At 69.9% G+C, this 14936-nt stretch carries 12 protein-coding genes and 2 pseudogenes; 6 read left to right on the forward strand and 8 right to left on the reverse strand.

From position 1 onward, the window contains the following. Positions 1–36: 36 nt before the first annotated feature. The 7 genes and pseudogenes from M2437_RS07460 to mdcA form a co-directional block, all read right to left on the reverse strand. Positions 37–961, reverse strand: a pseudogene (locus tag M2437_RS07460) (acyltransferase domain-containing protein). After that, entirely contained in the window at positions 958–1818 is an 861-nt protein-coding gene (gene mdcB, locus M2437_RS07465; RefSeq protein WP_253386994.1) for a triphosphoribosyl-dephospho-CoA synthase MdcB, read from the reverse strand. Before mdcB ends, M2437_RS07460 begins: the two are co-directional and overlap by 4 nt. Then, on the reverse strand, positions 1815–2474 hold the full coding sequence (gene mdcG, locus M2437_RS07470) for a malonate decarboxylase holo-[acyl-carrier-protein] synthase (RefSeq protein ID WP_253386995.1): 660 nt from the start codon (positions 2472–2474) through the stop codon (positions 1815–1817). The genes mdcB and mdcG overlap by 4 nt, the downstream gene beginning before the upstream one ends. Continuing rightward, positions 2467–3183, reverse strand: a complete 717-nt coding sequence (gene mdcE, locus M2437_RS07475; protein ID WP_253386996.1) for a biotin-independent malonate decarboxylase subunit gamma — start codon at positions 3181–3183, stop codon at positions 2467–2469. The genes mdcG and mdcE overlap by 8 nt, the downstream gene beginning before the upstream one ends. Next, on the reverse strand, positions 3170–4102 hold the full coding sequence (locus tag M2437_RS07480) for a biotin-independent malonate decarboxylase subunit beta (RefSeq protein WP_253386997.1): 933 nt from the start codon (positions 4100–4102) through the stop codon (positions 3170–3172). Before M2437_RS07480 ends, mdcE begins: the two co-directional genes overlap by 14 nt. Positions 4103–4104: 2 nt before the next feature. After that, a complete protein-coding gene (mdcC, locus tag M2437_RS07485; protein ID WP_253386998.1) occupies positions 4105–4413 on the reverse strand; it encodes a malonate decarboxylase acyl carrier protein in 309 nt (102 codons plus the stop codon). Between the two features lie 7 nt (positions 4414–4420). After that, on the reverse strand, positions 4421–6067 hold the full coding sequence (gene mdcA, locus M2437_RS07490) for a malonate decarboxylase subunit alpha (protein ID WP_253386999.1): 1647 nt from the start codon (positions 6065–6067) through the stop codon (positions 4421–4423). A 267-nt stretch (positions 6068–6334) separates the two neighbouring features. Between mdcA and M2437_RS07495 the strand changes: the two are divergent. The 3 genes and pseudogenes from M2437_RS07495 to M2437_RS07505 all read left to right on the forward strand — a co-directional run. Beyond that, a pseudogene (locus M2437_RS07495) lies at positions 6335–6706 on the forward strand (malonate transporter subunit MadM); the annotation flags it as partial. A gap of 5 nt (positions 6707–6711) precedes the next feature. Beyond that, complete coding sequence (locus tag M2437_RS07500) at positions 6712–7398, forward strand: GntR family transcriptional regulator (protein WP_253387000.1); 687 nt, start codon at positions 6712–6714, stop codon at positions 7396–7398. Between the two features lie 122 nt (positions 7399–7520). Then, a complete protein-coding gene (locus tag M2437_RS07505) occupies positions 7521–8519 on the forward strand; it encodes an SDR family oxidoreductase (RefSeq protein ID WP_253387001.1) in 999 nt (332 codons plus the stop codon). A 30-nt stretch (positions 8520–8549) separates the two neighbouring features. Here the strand turns inward: M2437_RS07505 and M2437_RS07510 are convergent, their stop codons facing one another. After that, positions 8550–9755, reverse strand: a complete 1206-nt coding sequence (locus M2437_RS07510) for a DUF2252 family protein (protein ID WP_253387002.1) — start codon at positions 9753–9755, stop codon at positions 8550–8552. Between the two features lie 385 nt (positions 9756–10140). Here M2437_RS07510 and M2437_RS07515 point away from each other — a divergent pair, with 385 nt between their 5' ends. From M2437_RS07515 to M2437_RS07525, 3 genes are all read left to right on the forward strand, one after another. Then, positions 10141–11667, forward strand: coding sequence for an ATPase domain-containing protein (locus M2437_RS07515; RefSeq protein WP_253387003.1), 1527 nt, complete (start codon positions 10141–10143; stop codon positions 11665–11667). Then, the gene (locus tag M2437_RS07520; RefSeq protein ID WP_253387004.1) at positions 11667–13712 is read left to right on the forward strand and encodes a PAS domain-containing hybrid sensor histidine kinase/response regulator family protein; all 2046 of its coding nucleotides are present in this window, start codon (positions 11667–11669) and stop codon (positions 13710–13712) included. The genes M2437_RS07515 and M2437_RS07520 overlap by 1 nt, the downstream gene beginning before the upstream one ends. A 369-nt stretch (positions 13713–14081) precedes the next feature. Continuing rightward, a complete protein-coding gene (locus M2437_RS07525) occupies positions 14082–14918 on the forward strand; it encodes a BRO1 domain-containing protein (protein ID WP_253387005.1) in 837 nt (278 codons plus the stop codon). Positions 14919–14936: the final 18 nt, after the last annotated feature.

The raw sequence follows: 14936 nt of genomic DNA on the forward strand, positions 1-14936 counted from the left end.
GCGGAAGCCGGAACGCGCCCGCGGATCGCACCGCGCTCATCGTCCCCCGATCCATTCGGTGACGCCGGAGGCCGAACGGAATTCGTCGAGGGCATGGACCCGCGCCTCGGGGATCGCGTTGCGGGCCATGGTCGCGAGGGCATGGCCGGGGCCGAGTTCCAGCACGGTGTCGCAGCCGTATTCCCGACAGGCTTCCAGGCAGGCGGCCCAGTCGATGGTGTGCGAGATCTGGCGCGCGAGCTTCGACAACCCTGCGTGAACGTCGAAGACGGGTGCGCCGTCGAGTCCACTGATGAGCCGGGGAGCGCCCGGTTGGGGCCGCATTGGTTGCATTCCCGCGAGAGCCGCCTCGAAGCGCTGGCTCGCCTCGCGCAGCAGCGGGGTATGCGAGGGGGTGCGGACCGGCAGAACCACGGCGCGCAGTGCACCGGCCGCCAGCGCCGCGACACAGAGTGTTTCGAGCGCCGGGCTCGGGCCGCCGATGACGGCGCTGTCGCTGGCGTTGCGGATGGCGAGTTCGCTGCCCTGCGCCGCCGCCAGGGTCTCGATCGCCGCGACCGGCAACCCGCGAATGCCGGCGAGGCCGGCGCCGTCACCGGGCGGCTGCATCCATGGCCTCGGCGCGCGCGGCGGCAAGGCGCAGGATCGTCTCGGCGTCGAAGCGGCCGGCGCAGCCCCAGGCGGCAAGATCGCCGATGCTGTAGCCGGCAACGATCGTGCGGGCGGGCTGCGCCGCCTGCACGAGGGTCCAGCCCGCCAGCGCGGCGACGCAGCAGAGGATCTGCCCGGTGCGGTTGCCATGCAGATCCGCCCCCGGCGTGCGGACGAAGGCCCGCGGGTCTTGTCCGAGAACGCATTCGGCCGCCGCGAAAACCGGCGCGGCCGCGGGCCATTCCGCGGTGAGGTCGAACATCCCCGGATGCTGGCCGCCCTGGCCGGAGAGGAGCACCGCGAGCGTCACGTGGACGCCTCGACGCTCTCCACGAACAGCGCCATCGTGAGCAGGTCGGCGGCGCCGCCGGGGCTGAGGTTACGGGTGACGAAGGCGCGATGCAGCACCTCGGCGCGCGCGCGCCACCGGGGCTGCGCCACACCGCCGTCGGCGATGAACCGCGCAGCCTCGCCACGCGCGAAGGCAAAGCCCTCCGTCCCGCCGCGATGCAGCAGGTTCGTATCCTCTACATGCGCGATCAGGGCGAGGCAGGCTTCGACCCGCGCGGCCTCCGCATCGCCGGGATGACACTGCCGGCCGCGTCGCAGGGCCGGCAGGGCGACCCGGTAAAGGCTCGGAAAGCCGGCGGCGGCCTCGGCCGGCGCGCCGCCGACGCCGTGCTGGCGGCGTGCCCGCGCGCCGGGCGCATGGAGCAGCACCGGTCCGTCGAGGATCGCCGAACCGTAGCGGTCGCGGACGAGGGCGCCGAGCGCTCCGGCCCCCGGCCGCTTCAGGGCGCCGGCCGCGGCACAGAGCAAGCCGAGTCCGAAGATGGCGCCGCGATGGGTGTTCACGCCGCCGGTCGCTGCCCGCATCGCCGCCTCGGCCTCAAGGCCGATGCGGCGCAGAGCCGGCATCGGCGCGCCCGCCGCCCCGGCGAGTGCGAGGGCCCGGAAGAAAGGCGTGATCGCTGCTGTGCTCGCCCGGAAGGTGTCCGCATCCATGTCGGCATGGCTGCCGCGATCGACATGGCTGACGAGGCCCGGCTTCGGGTAGGTTTCGAGTTCGAGCCGCAACGCCGTCGCCGCGGACCGCGCGATCGCGTCTGCCGCCGGGCACCGATCATCCCTGGGGGAAAGCGCTCGAAGCGCAGCGAGCGGGCTCATTCGGGATCTCCCGCGAGAAGGGCGGCGGCCTCGCGGAGGGCGAGGCGGTCGCGGTGCTTGACCAGCACCGTTCCGCCCGGGCCGGTGCTGTGCAGTTCGCGCCAGTTCACCCCGCCCCCGTCGGGCAACAGGATCTCAACATCGAGGCGCATCGGCGCCCACGCCTCGATCGCCGCGATGCCCTCCATGAGCCGAGGCGGAACCGCGCCGGGAACCGGCCAGAGCAGATCGAGATCCGAGCGCTCGGACAGGTAGGGGAGGCCGGTCAGGCTCTGCCAGAGCAGGCTTCCGAAGGGACGCGGCGCGGCGCCATGGCGCTCGCCGAGGGCGATCAGCGCCTCAATCGTCGCCGCCCAGGAGGGCGGGCATGCAGCGCGCGCCTCGGACAGGAGGACGGGCGCGCGCGGGCGAACCGCGTCCGGCGGGAGGGCGAGGCCGATGCGGCGCTTGCCGTCGCGGGGCGGCAGGGGCAGGCCGACCGGCACGAGGCCCGCATCCTCTCCCGGATGCGAGCGGCGCAGAATGACCGGCCGGCCGTCATCCATCCACGCCGCGATGTGCGGCACCCCTGCAAGATCCAGCCGCCTGGCCACGGCAGCGGCCCAGGCCTCTGGCTCGACGTCGAGGAGGTCATGGCGCCGGTGCGCCTCAGCCAAGAGCGGCCTCCCGCACCACCTGCGCGGCGATCGCCTCGGCCACCGGTCGTCCGCCGCGCTCGCGCCCGGCGCGGTCGCGGGTATCGTCCGCCGGCAGCGCGTCGATTACGGCGGCGATCTGCTCGGCGAGCGGCCGGTCCGGATCGAGCACGGCCTGCACCGCGCCGGTACGCACCATGTTGTCGAGGCCCGGCGCGAAGACGGGCGTGTCCTTCGCCATCGCCTCCAGCCGGTCGAGGGGCAGCTTGGTGACGCGGGCGACGGAGGGCAGGTCCATCACGCTCGGGTTCGCCCCCGGCAGGCCGACAAGGACGCGGGTGGCGAGCGCCGTGGCGATGAAGGCGCCGGCCGCCGAGTGGCCGTAGATCAGGCCGACGGTGGGGTGGCCCTGCGCGTCGGCGAGCAGCAGCGTCTTGGCGAGGTGCGCGAGGTACTCATTGAGGCCGAGCAGCTCGTCGCGCCGGCTCATGCGCTGGCTGTCGGAATCGATCGCCACAAGGATCGGGGTGGCGCCGCCCCGGCGCACCACGTCGAGGACGTGGCCCGCGAGCCGGCAGGCGCCGTCGACGCCGAGCGCCGTGTCGCCGTCGATGCCGATCACCGCGAGCCGGCCGCCGCGGAACGGGCCTTCGCCGTTCACGAGCCCGTCCGCGACGGTCACGGAATGACCCTCGGGAAACAGCGAGGCGAGGATCTCAGCGAGCGTCATGGGTCGTCTCTCCCAGGCTGGCGAGCAGGGCGTCGAATGCGGCCGTGGTCAGGGCCGGCACCGCCTCAGGATCGTTCACCCCGAGCCGCGCCCAGATCTCGGTCCCGTCGCGGCAATCGCCGAAGCGCGTGAGGCGCTGCTCCAACCGTGCCTGCTCCGCCTCCAGCGTGGCGAGGTCGAAGGCCGGGGCCCGCCCGATCTGGTCCAGGGCCGCTTGGCGGAAGGCCGCGACGGTGTCGTCGGCATAGGCATCGGCGCCGCCGGTGAGGCGGCGGTGCTTGCCGCCCATGGTGCGCCAGACGAGGGCACGGTCGCGGGAATCGAATTCCTCCGCCCCCTTGTTGGTCTCGATCACCTCCGGCCCCGAGACCGAGATGCGCCCGCCCTCGGAGACGATGAGCCGCGAGCAGGTGCCCGCGATCAGGCCGCCGCCGCCATAGGCCCCGGCCCGGCCGCCGATCAGCCCGATCACCGGCACCCCGGCCGCGCGCAGTTGCACGATCGCGCGCATCACCTCGGCGATGGCGGTCTCGCCGGCATTGGCCTCCTGCAGGCGCACGCCGCCCGTATCGAACAGGATCAGCACGGCGTCCGGCTTCGACGCTAGGGCGGCGCGCAGCAGGCCGACCAGCTTGGCCCCGTGCACTTCGCCGAAGGCACCGCCCATGAAGCGACCCTCCTGCGCGGCGACGAGGACGGGCTTGCCGTCGAGGCGGCCCGAGCCGACGATCATGCCGTCATCGAAGGCCCGCGGCAGGTCGAACAGCGGCAGGTGAGGGCTCATCCGGCGCTGCTCGGGGCCGATGACCTCACGAAAACTGCCCGCATCCAGAAGGCCGTCGAGCCGTGCGCGGGCGCTCGCCTCGTACCAGCTCGTCGCCCAGCCTTTGGCGGCCGGGTCGATGATCCGTTCGCTCATCGTCAGACCTCCATCAGCCGGGCGCCCTGGAGCAGGCGCAGAGACACGGTGTCGGGGCGCGCGCCGCCGTCATTGATCGTGATGCGCAGGCCGCCGGGCTGACTGCGGGCAACGAAGTCGGCGACCACCGCCGCCCAGACCTCGCCGTAGCCGCGAATCGGCGTCTCGATCTCGACGGTGCACTCAGTCGGGGCAAGCGCGCGCTCCAGCAGCACTTCGAGGTTGCCGGAGGCGACGACGCCGGTGATGGCCTGGGCCTTCCCGCCGGCCAGGGCCCGCTGCGTCGTGTGTCGGAAGCTCAGCTTTTCCATCGCGGCCTCACCAGTTCCGGAACTTCGCCGGCGGCTCGTAGAGCCCGCCGGACCAGTGCACGAGATCCTTGATCGACCGCGCCGCGAGCAGGGAGCGGTCGGCGTCGAGGGGTTCGATGCCGAGATCCTCCGGGCGGCGCACGATGCCACGCTGGCGCAGACGCTCGACCATGGCCCGGTCACGCCCGCGGCCGATCTCGGTGTAGCCGGCCACCCCGCGGATCGCCTGCTCGCGCTCGTCGGCGGTGCGGCACAGCAGGAGGTTGGCGATGCCTTCCTCGGTGACGATGTGGGTGACGTCGTCGGCGTAGACCATCACCGGAGCCAGCTCCAAGCCGATCTTACGCGCCAGTTCGAGCGCGTCGAGTTGCTCGACGAAGGCCGGCACCAGCCCCTCGCCGAAGGTTTCGACGATCTGCACCACAAGCTTGCGCCCGCGCATCAGGGCCGGGTCGCCGGTGACCTGCGCCTCGCGCCCCGCCTTCATCCAGGTGTCGGAGGGGTGGCGCCGCCCGTGCGGGTCCGAGCCCATGTTCGGCGCGCCGCCAAAGCCCGCCACGCGGTTCTGCGTCACCGTCGAGGAATGACCGGCCAGGTCGATCTGCAGGGTCGAGCCGATGAAGAGGTCGCAGGCGTAGAGTCCGGCCGTCTGGCAGAAGGCCCGGTTCGAGCGCAGCGAACCGTCGGCGCCGGTGAAGAAGATGTCGGAGCGCTCGCGGATGTAGCGGTCCATGCCGACTTCGGAGCCGAAGCAATGAATCTGTGTCACCCAGCCCGATTCGATCGCCGGAATCAGGGTCGGATGCGGGTTGAGCGCCCAGTGGGTGGCGATCTGACCCTTCAGGCCGAGGCGCTCGGCATAGGTCGGCAGCAGCAATTCGATCGCCGCCGTGCCGAAGCCGATGCCGTGATTGAGCCGGCGGATGCCGTACTCGGCGTAGATCCCCTTGATCGCCATCATGGCCATCAGGATCTGCGTTTCCGTCATCGCCGCCGGATCACGGGTGAAGAGCGGCTCGACGTAGAACGGCCTGTCGGCCTCGACCACGAAGTCGATCCGGTCGCCGGGGATGTCGACGCGGGGTACGCGATCGACGATCTCGTTGACCTGCGCCACCACCACGCCGTTCTTGAAGGCGGTCGCCTCCACCACGGTCGGCGTGTCCTCGGTGTTCGGCCCGGTATAGAGGTTGCCGTCCCGATCGGCCGAGACGCCGGCGATCAGCGCCACGTTCGGGGTCAGATCGACGAAGTAACGGGCGAACAGCTCGAGATAGGTGTGCACCGCCCCGAGCTCGATCTGACCGCCATAGAGCATGCGGGCGATGCGCGCGCCCTGCGGCCCCGAATAGGAATAGTCGAGGCGCTTCGCGATCCCCTGCTCGAAGATGTCGAGATGCTCGGGCAGCACGATGCCGGACTGGACCATGTGCAGATCGTGCACGCGGGCGGGGTCGCACTGGCTCAAGCCCCGCGCGAGGCAATCCGCCTGCTTCTGGTTGTCGCCCTCCAGGCAGACCCGGTCGCCGGGCTGAAGGATCGCCTCCAGGAGAGCGACCACGTCGGCCGCCGTCACGACCTTGCCCGCGGCATGGGCCCGACCCGCCTCGATCCGCGCATCGCGGGCCGCCCGTTCTCGACCCCAACCGCTCATCCGGTCCGCTCCCTGTGATGGCTTGGCTGCGCATACGCCGGCCGGTGCACCGACCGTCGCCGTATATTGAGAGCCGCCGCAATGCGGTTCTTTGTATTCTGGCTTGCGCCATTGTCAATAAATTGCATACGGTAGGGCAACAAAAACAAAGCCCTGAATACAGGAAGGAATCGCCGGGTGATCGCTGCATGCCGTAGGCGCGCGAGAGGCCGGATACGGGGGTCGAAGCCAGTCGAGCCGTCGGCGGTTCCGCGGGGGGGCCCGATCCTGATGGGCGGGGCGATGCTGCGGGACTTCGCCATCGTTGCCACCGCCTTCAAGGTGGACGTGATCGAGGCGGGCCTCCGCGGCGCCGACTCGACCGTGATGGCGCTCTCGATCACCACGGGGGTCACCAAGGCGGTGAGGGTGATAATGGGGACACCCCTCGTCGCCCGGCTGATCGGCCTCGACAACCCGCGCTCGGCGATGGCCTATGGCGGGCGGATGGGGACGGTCAGCGGTGTCGCCGGCGGGCTCGCCGCCGCCGATCCGAAGCTCGTGCCCTATGGCGCATTGAACGCGACCTTCCACACCGGCATCGGCTGCCTCGTCGGCCCGTCGCTGCTGTTCCTGATCGTGCGGGCTTTGGCGGGGTGATGCGGATGGGGGAGGGCGACGCAATGGACGGCATGGCCGAGGGACGCGGCCTCCTCTCCGACCAGATCCGCAATGCCCTGACGGACGAGATCGCCTCCGGTGTCCTCGCGGCGGGCATCGCGCTGGACGAGCAGGATCTCGCCGACCGCTTCGGCGCCTCACGCACCCCCGTCCGCGAAGCCCTGCGCCAGCTCGCCTCCAGCGGTCTGGTCGAGATGCGTCCCCGGCGCGGCGTCGTCGTCACCCGCATGACGCCGGAGCGGATCATGGAGATGTTCGAGACGACGGCCGAGTTCGAGGCGCTATGCGTGCGGCTCGCCACCTACCGGATGACGCCGCTCGAACTCAGCGCGCTGATGGACCTGCACGAGCAATCGGCCGAGCCGGTGGCGGCACAGGATTACGACACCTACGACGCCCTCAACCGCGCCTTCCACGAGGCCCTGTACCGCGGGACCCATAACGGCTTCATGGCCGAGCAGGCGCTCGCGATCCGCTCGCGCCTGTCGGCTTTCCGCCGGACGCAACTGCGCCAGGGCGAGCGCATCCTGCGCTCCCGCGCCGAGCACGGCGAAATCCTCCAGGCGATCGCCGAGGGCGACGGCGACGCCGCGGCGCGGCGGATGCGCGCCCACATGCTCAATGCGGCGAGCGCCCTCGGCCGCTACGTGGCCGACCACGCGAGCGACTGAGCGCCGGGACGTTTTCCCACGCCTTACGCCTGCGCGGTTTGCGCGCGGGCCGAAACAGTTCGTCCCGTCGCGCGTACCCCCATCGCCGCCGCATCGACGCGGCAGGATGGGAGACATTTGGAATGGGTCACAAGCCGCTGAACGAACAGGTCATCGTGATCACCGGCGCGTCCAGCGGCATCGGGCTCGCGACGGCGCGCATGTCCGCACGGCGCGGTGCCCGCGTCGTACTCGCCGCCCGCAGCGAGGATGTGCTGGCGGACATCGCCGCCGAGTTCGGGACACGCGCCACTTACGTCGTCGCCGATGTCGGCCGGCGGGAGGATGTCCAGGCCATCGCCGACCATGCCGTCGCCACGTTCGGTGGCTTCGACACCTGGGTCAACGTGGCCGGCCTCACCGTCTACGGGCCGCTTCGCAAGATCGCCCTCGAGGACCACGAGCGGCTGATCCAGACCAACCTCTGGGGGACGGTGTACGGCTCGCTGATCGCCGCCGAGCATCTGCGCGGCCGGGGCGGCGCCATCGTCAATGTCGGCAGCATCGCCTCCGACCTCGCCTTCCCGTTCCAGGGCCTCTACGCCACGTCGAAACACGCGGTGAAGGGCTTCACCGACACGCTCCGCATGGAGCTGATCGCCGAGGGCGCGCCGGTCTCCGTGACGCTGGTGAAGCCCGCCTCCATCGACACGCCGCTGCCGAACCGGGCCCGCAACTACATGGATCGCGAGCCGACGCTGCCGCCGCCGATCTATCCGCCGAAGGAAGTCGCCAACGCGATCCTGCACGCCGCGGTCCATCCGCAGCGGGACATCTTCGTGGGCGGCGGCGGCAAGCTCTTCGTCATGGGCAAGGAGTTCGCGCCGGGGGCCTACGATGAGCTCGCATCGGCCATCATCGCCCAGCAGAAGCGGACCGAACCGCCGAGGAACCCGAAGGGGGCGCTGCACGCGCCGCAGGGGGCCGGCCGTGAACGGGGCGATCCGCCGATCTACGTGATGCGCAGCAGCGCCTATACCCGTGCGACCCTGCACCCGCTCGCGACAGCCGGGCTCGCTGCAGGCCTGGCGGCGACGGCGGCCCTGGTGCTGGGAGGAAAGAGCGCCCGGCGCCGACCCTGAGATCGGGCGCCGGGACGATCCGTCCCGGCGTCAGGCCGCCTCCTGGCCGGCGTAGCGGCGGCAATGCTGGAGGTATCCGACCTCGTGCCGCCCGGCGAGTTCGACCACGCTGGACCAGAGCCAGGAGGGCGCCCCCTCGTCCGCGTCGCTGCCGCGCGTAATCTCGGTCCGCCAGGCCGCGCGCGTCTCGGCGTCCATCTGCCGGCCATGCGCCTTTCCGACGACGTGGGCGAGGTAATGCGCCGCGCGGACCGCCTCCTCGCGTCCGAACTGATCGACGTCGAGCTTCAGATCCTGCGGCGCCAGTTCGCGCATCACGGCCGACTTGCCCAGTAGCCGAACCGGCAGCATGCGTTCGCCCAGATTCGGCGACAGGGCCCGCGCGCCGGCCACCACCCGCTCCGCCGGCTCGGAGGGCATCGCCACACCGGGAGCGGTCGGCGCGGCCGGCTCGACCGCTTCCTTCAAGTCCACCAGCGCGAGCCGGCGCTTGTTTCCGGGCTCGGTAATGCCGACGAGCGCGGCGTAGCGCAGGAAGCCGAGCGAGCTGCATCCCTTCATCCAGTAGGCCGCGTCGATCAGGCGGATCTCGGCCTCGTCGCTGCGCCCGTTCAGGGCCAGCACGAGGTGGCGCACCGCGTCTTCCTGAAAGACCCCATCGAGGGCCTTCCGCTCCTCCGTGTCGAGCTTCCAGAACTTGCGCCCCAGCGGAATCGCCGGCTCCACGCCCTTCAGGCGCTCCCGCGCGAGGTGCTTCCAGTGACGCCCGAGGGCCCGGCGGCGGACCGAGCGCACCGCGTCCGGTTCGGAGGGCTCCCGGTTCGTCTCGTTCTGTCCCAGCCCCGCGGCGTAGCCCAGAAGCATCTGTTCCAGCATTCGCGCCGTCACCACACCGGGGAGGTCGGAGCCGCGCGCGGCGCTGGCGAGCGACAGCCCGAGGCGCACGAGGTCATGCGTCGGGTTGCCGATGACGGTCTGGTCGAGATCGCGAATCTGGATGTCGACGCGGCCGTCGGCATCGGCCAGGGGCCCGAGATTTCCGAGATGACAATCACCGCAGATCCAGACCGGCGGTCCCTCCGGCAGGGTGCCGCGGGTGAGACCCTCGAGCCACTCGTAGAACTTCAGGGTATTGCCCCGGACATACGCGTGGGCCGATTGGGCCATTTTGAGGGTGCGTTGCCGCTCCAGCACCAAAGCACGTTCCTCAGGACCATAGGCTCCGTTCACGAGCATCAATCACCTTCATTCGATCGTTCGGCGCTCAGCGCCCGCTTTCAGCGTCAACGCGCTCACGGCGGCGAGCGGAGCGCGGCTCATCGTCTCCGCTGTGGATTACCGTCGCACCTAAAACGTGCCAGCACGCCGAGCCGAGCATGGACGAACCGGTCGAAGCTCTGGAAAAGCAATTTCGATAGCATTCGAGAGGGAGACGCCGACGGGCAAACGGGTTTGAATGGCTGCGACAGGGGTCGTTGGAAGAGTAGCGCCCGACACGCTAAGGAAGTGATCGGAACGCGCCGCCCGTGCGTTATCCCCGGCGCTGACGCAGGTTTGTGGGGCGCTCGGTGGGCGCCCATGCGAGATGGGCCATAACAGTACAGGAGCGGCGTCCGAGCCGATGAACGAGGCGATGAGCACGACAAGCACCCGATCCGGTTCCGAGACCAGGATCTCGACCGGCATATCGGGCTTGGACGAGGTTCTCTGCGGCGGCCTGACGCCGGATCGGCTCTATCTTCTGGAAGGGACGCCCGGCACCGGAAAGACGACACTCGCACTGCAATTCCTGCTCGAAGGCGCGGCCCGGAAGGGCCGCAGCCTCTACGTGACGCTGTCGGAAACGGCGGACGAGCTGCGCGCTGCGGCCCTAAGCCATGGCTGGTCGCTCGACGGCATCGAACTCTACGAGCTCGTCAACGAGATGGGGCTCGACCCCGACAGCGAGCAATCGATCCTGCACCCGTCCGAGATCGAGCTCGGCGAGACGGTCAGGGAGGTCATGGCGCGGGTCGAGAGTCTCAAGCCCGAACGCGTGGTATTCGACAGTCTCTCGGAACTGCGCCTGCTGGCCCAGAACCCGCTGCGCTACCGGCGCCAGATCCTCGCGCTGAAGCAGTTCTTCGCCAAGCGCGCCTGCACCGTGCTGATGCTCGATGACCGCACCTCGGAGGCGGGCGACCTTCAGCTCCACAGTATCGCGCACGGAGTGATCTCCCTCGACCAGAATCCGCGGGAATTCGGCTCCGAGCGCCGACGCCTGCGGATCGTGAAGATGCGCGGCATCAAGTTCCGGGGCGGCTACCACGACTTCGTGCTGGAGACCGGCGGCGTCCAGGTCTTCCCAAGACTCATTGCGGCCGAGCATCGCGCGACCTTCGATCCGACGGCGCAATCGACGGGCTCGGACGAACTCGACCTGCTGCTGGGCGGCGGCCTCGTGCCCGGCACCAACACGCTCCTGCTCGGCCCCTCCGGCGTGGGCAAGACCACGACCGGATTGCGCTGCATGCTGGCCGCGCTCGAACGGGGCGAGACGGCGACCTACTACCTGTTCGACGAAGGGCTCGCGACGATGATCGCCCGGGCCACCCTGCTCGGCATGGACCTGCGGCCGCATCTGGGAACCGAGCGGCTGACCATCATGCAGATCGACCCGGCGGAGCTCTCGCCGGGAGAGTTCGCTTCGATCGTCCGACAGGCCGTCGAGGAGCGCGGCTCCACCTTCGTCGCCGTCGATAGCTTGAACGCCTACCTGCACGCGATGCCAGGTGAAGAGCACCTCATCCTGCAGATGCACGAACTCCTGAGCTATCTGAACCAGAAGGGCGTCACCACGCTCCTCGTGCTCGGGCAGCACGGTGTGATCGGCGAGGTTCGGACCGACATCGACCTGAGCTACCTCAGCGACTGCATCCTGCTGTTCCGGTTCTTCGAAGCGAGCGGCGAGATCCGCACGGCGCTGTCGGTGGTAAAGAGCCGCGTCAATCCGCACGAGCGGACGATCCGTGAGTTGAGGCTCTCGACCGACGGGCTTCGGGTCGGCGAGGCGTTGAGCGATTTCGAGGGCGTGCTCACCGGCCTGCCGGCCTATCGCGGGCGGGTCGAGATGCTGAAGGGGCCGCGTGAGACCGGGGACGGCGCTTGATGTCATCCACCGAGGAGCGCGTCCTGATCCTGACACCACGCGGGCGCGATGCCGCGGTGATCGAGGGGGTGCTGGACCGCTCGGGCATTCACGCCACAGTCTGCGCGAACGTCGCGGCGTGGTTGACGGGGCTGCGCGAGGGGGCCGGAACCGCTCTTGTGACCGAGGAAGCTCTGGCCGACGGCGACACGGCGGACGTGTTCGCTTGGCTCGATGCGCAACAGCCCTGGTCGGACTTCCCCTTCATCGTGCTGGCGACGCGCCAAGCCGGCCGTCGCACCCAGAGCGCGGCGGAATTGCTGCGGCGGCTCGGCAACGTGGTTCTGCTGGAACGCCCGATCAACGCCGAGACGCTGACCAGCGCGGTCGTCTCGTCCCTGCGTGCACGCCGCCGCCAGTACCAAGCCCGGCAGCACCTGCTGGAGCGGGAGCGTGCGCAGGAGCAACTCCGGCTGGCGAACGAGGAGTTGGAGCGGCGTGTCGCCGAGCGGACGCGGGAGGTCGAGACCGCCCACGAGACCCTCGCCTTCGCCCTCGATGCGGCCGGCATGAGTTCGTGGGACATCGACTACGTCGCCGGAACCCATCGCCGCTCGCCCCGCTTCAATGCCGTCTTCGGCTACGCGGGCACAGGACAGTCCTGGGACCGTGAGACGTTCCTGGCCCATGTCGTCGACGAAGACCGCGAGACGGCCGAGGAGGCGTTCGCGAGCGTCCCCAAGACGGGCCGGCTCGATCTCGAATGCCGCATCCGGCGCGCGGACGGAGCGGTGCGCTGGATCGCGATGCGGGGACGGGTCAAATCCGGCGAGGCCGATAGGCCGGAGCGGATCGCCGGCATCCTGATGGACCGCACGGATCAGCACGTCACGGAGGAGGCGCTGCGCCAAGCCCAGAAGATGGAGGCGATCGGCCAGCTCACGGGCGGTGTGGCGCACGATTTCAACAACCTGCTCACCGTCATCGTCGGCGGCCTCGACATGATGTTGCGCCGCCCCGACCAACCCGACCGCGTAAAGCGATTGGCCGAAGCGGCCATGGGTGCGGCGCGCCGCGGCGAGCAGCTCACGCAGCACCTCCTCGCCTTCTCGCGCCGCCAGATGCTGCGGCCGCAGACGCTCAACCCGAACCGGCTTCTGCTGGACTTCCGGCCGCTCGCCGAGCGCGCGGCGACCGGTGCCGTCGAGCTGGCCTTCGATCTCGACCCGGCCCTGGACCCGATCCGCATTGATCCGGCCCAGTTTGAGTCGGCCGTGCTGAACCTGATCGTGAATGCGCGCGACGCTCTGGAGGGCAGGGGGGGCCACGCGCGCATCGCGGTCACGAGCCGCAACGTCCGGCTCGGCACGGCGGCGGTCGCGGACCGGGGCGTTCCGCCGGGCCCTTACGTCGTCATCTCGGTCACGGATACCGGCAGCGGTATCCCGCCCGACAAGCTCCAGCGCGTCTTCGAGCCGTTCTTCACCACAAAGGAGGTCGGCAAGGGCACTGGCCTCGGGCTCAGCCAGGTCTACGGCTTCACCCGCAGCGCCAAGGGGTTCGCGCAGATCGAATCGGAAGTCGGCAAAGGCACGACGGTCAGCCTGTACTTTCCGCGCTCGACCGACCCGGCCGGCGAAGAGATCGGACCCGGACCGGTCGGCGCCATCCCGCTGCGCCGGGCCGGAGAGGGCGAGACGGTGCTGCTGGTCGAGGACGACGAACAGGTGCTCGGCATGGCCGTCGAGAGCCTGGAGGAGCTGCGCTATCGAGTCATCGTCACCCGCAACGCGGCCGAGGCGCTGGAGCATCTGCACGGCGTCGAGCGGATCGACATCCTGTTTTCGGACGTCGTCATGCCCGGCGGCATGAACGGCTCGCAACTCGCCGTCGAGGCGCGGCGGGTGCGCCCGGACATTAAGATCCTGCTGACCTCGGGCTATGTAGCGAATCTCGATGAGGGGCAGGTGATCGGCCAGGGCGAGCTTCCGGTGCTCAACAAGCCCTACCGGCGCGACGAACTCGCCCGGTCGCTCCGCCTCGTGCTCGGTGGCGAAAGGGCCTGACGGTTCCGGGTTCGTCGCCCGGACCGATCACCGGACCTGTCAGCGCCAAGCAGGACGGGCCCGCCAGCGCCCTCAAGTTTTCGACAGTCGAACGAGGTCGGAAATGCAGGAATGCGTCGTGCTCCAAGGCATGAGCGCATCCGCGCCGGTAACCTTTCGGTAAACAAACATCCTTAACGGAATTCTTGAATAGCCGACTGGATGTGGTTCGGGCGATTGTTTCCGCCCCGTCTCGTGTCCAGCGGTGCGCTTCTCGGGGAAGCATGCCGGGCGGGCGGTGAAGTTTCGACGACGCCGATCGTTTTGGGCCAGCGTCCTTATGGATCACCGGTCGAGGTCTGCCGACCGCGTCGTTGGAAAGCCTATGCCATGCCGGAGACGATCGAACCGCGCAAAGGTGCAACCGGTCAGCCGATCGCGCAGCCCTCGCCGGTCGAGATGCTGAAGCAGGCCGTCGCCGGTGGCCCGAAAGCCGCGGCAAAGGCGATGCCGCCCGCAGCCGCGCCGACGCGGAAGGCGTTCCACCTCGGAGCCAACGGTCGGCTTGCCGCAGCGAGCGTGGCCGCCTTGGTTGGTGGCGTGTGCCTCGGCTTGGTGGCAGCCCCTCAAGAGCGATCCGGCGCGGCGCTTGCGCAGGTCCAGGCCGAATTGTCGGCCGGGCGCTCGGAAGCGGCCCGATTCGCACAGGAGATCGACCGGCTCGCCCGTACGGTGACCGCCCTGCGTGACGCGAGCGAAGCAGCCCGCGGTGACACCAAAGCGCTCGGCCACACCCTGACGGATCGGCTCAGCCGTACCGAGCAAACGCTGGATAAGCGACTGTCGAGCCTGTCCGAGACGGTGGCCCGCGTCGAGCATGATCAGACTGAGCGCATGACGAGCGCGATGGCGCAGTGGGAGAAGAAGCTGCAACCGGTTGCCGCCGCCGCTCCCGTAAAATCCGAGGCGAAGCCCGAGGCGCGCGCGGCGGAGCCGACACAGACCGGAAGTCTGCCGGACAAGCCGAAATCCGACACCCTCGAAGGCTGGGCGCTGCGCGACGTCTATGACGGCGTCGCGGTGCTCGAGGATCGTCGCCGCCGGCTCGTCGAAGTCGGGCGGGGCGATGCGGTGCCCGGTATCGGCCGGGTCGAGGCGATCGAACGCCGGGGTCGACAGTGGGTCGTGGTCACCCGTCAGGGCATCATCACGCCTCAGGCGTGGTAGCGCCGATTCGGCAGTGTG

The sequence above is a fragment of the Methylorubrum pseudosasae genome (assembly GCF_029504475.1).
Classification (GTDB): Bacteria; Pseudomonadota; Alphaproteobacteria; order Rhizobiales; family Beijerinckiaceae; genus Methylobacterium; species Methylobacterium extorquens.

Coding starts and splice junctions, on each gene's coding strand:
- mdcB (WP_253386994.1), bottom strand. CDS start 1,818: ATGAGCCCGCTCGCTGCGCTTCGAGCGCTTTCCCCCAGGGATGATCGG.
- mdcE (WP_253386996.1), bottom strand. CDS start 3,183: ATGACGCTCGCTGAGATCCTCGCCTCGCTGTTTCCCGAGGGTCATTCC.
- M2437_RS07480 (WP_253386997.1), bottom strand. CDS start 4,102: ATGAGCGAACGGATCATCGACCCGGCCGCCAAAGGCTGGGCGACGAGC.
- mdcC (WP_253386998.1), bottom strand. CDS start 4,413: ATGGAAAAGCTGAGCTTCCGACACACGACGCAGCGGGCCCTGGCCGGC.
- mdcA (WP_253386999.1), bottom strand. CDS start 6,067: ATGAGCGGTTGGGGTCGAGAACGGGCGGCCCGCGATGCGCGGATCGAG.
- M2437_RS07500 (WP_253387000.1), top strand. CDS start 6,712: ATGGGGGAGGGCGACGCAATGGACGGCATGGCCGAGGGACGCGGCCTC.
- M2437_RS07505 (WP_253387001.1), top strand. CDS start 7,521: ATGGGTCACAAGCCGCTGAACGAACAGGTCATCGTGATCACCGGCGCG.
- M2437_RS07510 (WP_253387002.1), bottom strand. CDS start 9,755: ATGCTCGTGAACGGAGCCTATGGTCCTGAGGAACGTGCTTTGGTGCTG.
- M2437_RS07515 (WP_253387003.1), top strand. CDS start 10,141: ATGAACGAGGCGATGAGCACGACAAGCACCCGATCCGGTTCCGAGACC.
- M2437_RS07520 (WP_253387004.1), top strand. CDS start 11,667: ATGTCATCCACCGAGGAGCGCGTCCTGATCCTGACACCACGCGGGCGC.
- M2437_RS07525 (WP_253387005.1), top strand. CDS start 14,082: ATGCCGGAGACGATCGAACCGCGCAAAGGTGCAACCGGTCAGCCGATC.